Source organism: Bradyrhizobium sp. CAR08, from assembly GCF_052871955.1.
On record NZ_JBIXJX010000077.1, the window covers coordinates 1 to 1,568 of the forward strand.

The following is a 1,568-nucleotide window of genomic DNA, read 5'->3' on the forward strand; positions in this document are numbered from 1 at the left end:
GGCCGATTTTGTTGCAAAAGTTGGCTGCAATGGATTTGGCCGCTGGGCCTTTTGTTGAGCCGCGCTTTGAAGCGCTGGCCCTGACGCATTTTTACGCAACTTTGACGCTACGCTACGCGATGCGCAGAACCTGAGCCGGCGGCGGTCGTGCGACCAGCGATGCAAACCGCCTCAGATTCTGAGCGATGGCGGCTAGAACAAACTCATCCTGGGCACCTTGCGGGCCTCGCAATCGGAGCCGACCAAGCTTCAGGATGCGCTTCAAGTGTGCGAACCTCATCTCGATCTTCTTGCGCTGACGCCGAGAGAGCTCGAAGCCCTCGGTGCCAGCGAACGACCGGGCAACGTCTCGGGCATGCTCATGGATATCGCGCGGGATCTTGCGTGATGGTTCCTTTGGGCAGCACTGCGGTTTGAGCGGGCATACATCGCAGTCGAGCTTGCTGGCACGATACAGAAGGGTCTTGCCCTCGTGCACGGTACCGCTCGTCCCAAGCCGCTTACCACCCGGGCAGTGGTAAACGTCCCCGGTTGGGTCATATCGAAAGTCGCTCCGCGAGAAGGTGCCATCATCCCGCTTCGACTTATCGAACACAGGGATATGCGGCGCGATGCCCTTCTCCTCGACCAGCCAGTTCAGCATCGGAGCCGCTCCGTAAGCGGTATCCCCGACAAGTCGCTCTGGCTTGAGACCAAAGCGCTCCTCGGTTCGTTCGATCATGGTTTTTGCTGCACCGACCTCGGCCTGGCGAATGGCGCGGGAGGCCTCGACATCCACGATGACGCCGAACTTCACGTCGATGAGATAGTTGTCGGAGTACGCGAAGAATGCCGGCCCCTTGTGAGCGCCGGTCCACTGCGCTGCCGGATCGGATGGCGAGACAAACTTCGGGATGACATCGCTGGCGGCGCCCCACGCCGGATCGTCGAGGGTTGCCAAATACTCCTTCACCGCGCGGCTGGACCTGGCCGGATCGCGATCCCTGCGCCAGTCCTGACCTGCGATCGAGCGCTGCTTGTTCGCGTCGGCCGCAATCAGGCTCGCATCGACTGCAAATCCTTCGCCACCAACCAGACCGGCGGCAATGCATGTCTCGACAATCCGTTCGAACACGCGGCGGAGAACATCTCCATCACGGAAGCGCTCGTTGCGGGCGCGCGAAAATGCCGAATGATCCGGGACAGCGTCCTCGATACCAAGCTTGCAGAACCAGCGATAGGCGAGGTTCACCTGCACTTCACGGCAGATCAGCCGTTCCGAGCGGATCGCAAAGACATACCCCACGACCAGCATCCGGATCATCAGTTCCGGATCAATCGACGGGCGCCCCATCGACGAATAGTGAGATGCTAGTTCACCGCGAAGCCAGGACAGATCGAGAGCAGCATCGATCTTCCGCACCAGATGATCTTCGGGTATCGCGTCGCCAAGACGAAACTCGTAGAACAGTTGACCTTGGTCACTCTTCAGACGGCCCATCATGGATCGACCTCGCCGAGATTCGCGTCAACACAACGGAATCACGGTTCGTGACTTGTCTCAACCGACTTTTGCAACAAAATCGGCC

Annotated in this window: 1 protein-coding gene; it reads right to left on the bottom strand. The window is 59.7% G+C overall.

All coding sequences use genetic code 11. The features are described from left to right. Positions 1-112: 112 nt before the first annotated feature. On the bottom strand, positions 113-1,483 hold the full coding sequence (locus ACIPUD_RS39760) for an IS1182 family transposase (RefSeq protein WP_026233905.1): 1,371 nt from the start codon (positions 1,481-1,483) through the stop codon (positions 113-115). Positions 1,484-1,568 lie beyond the last annotated feature (85 nt).

What these genes read in the sequence shown, in the direction of transcription:
- ACIPUD_RS39760 (WP_026233905.1), bottom strand. Translation starts at nt 1,483, where the DNA reads ATGATGGGCCGTCTGAAGAGTGACCAAGGTCAACTGTTCTACGAGTTT.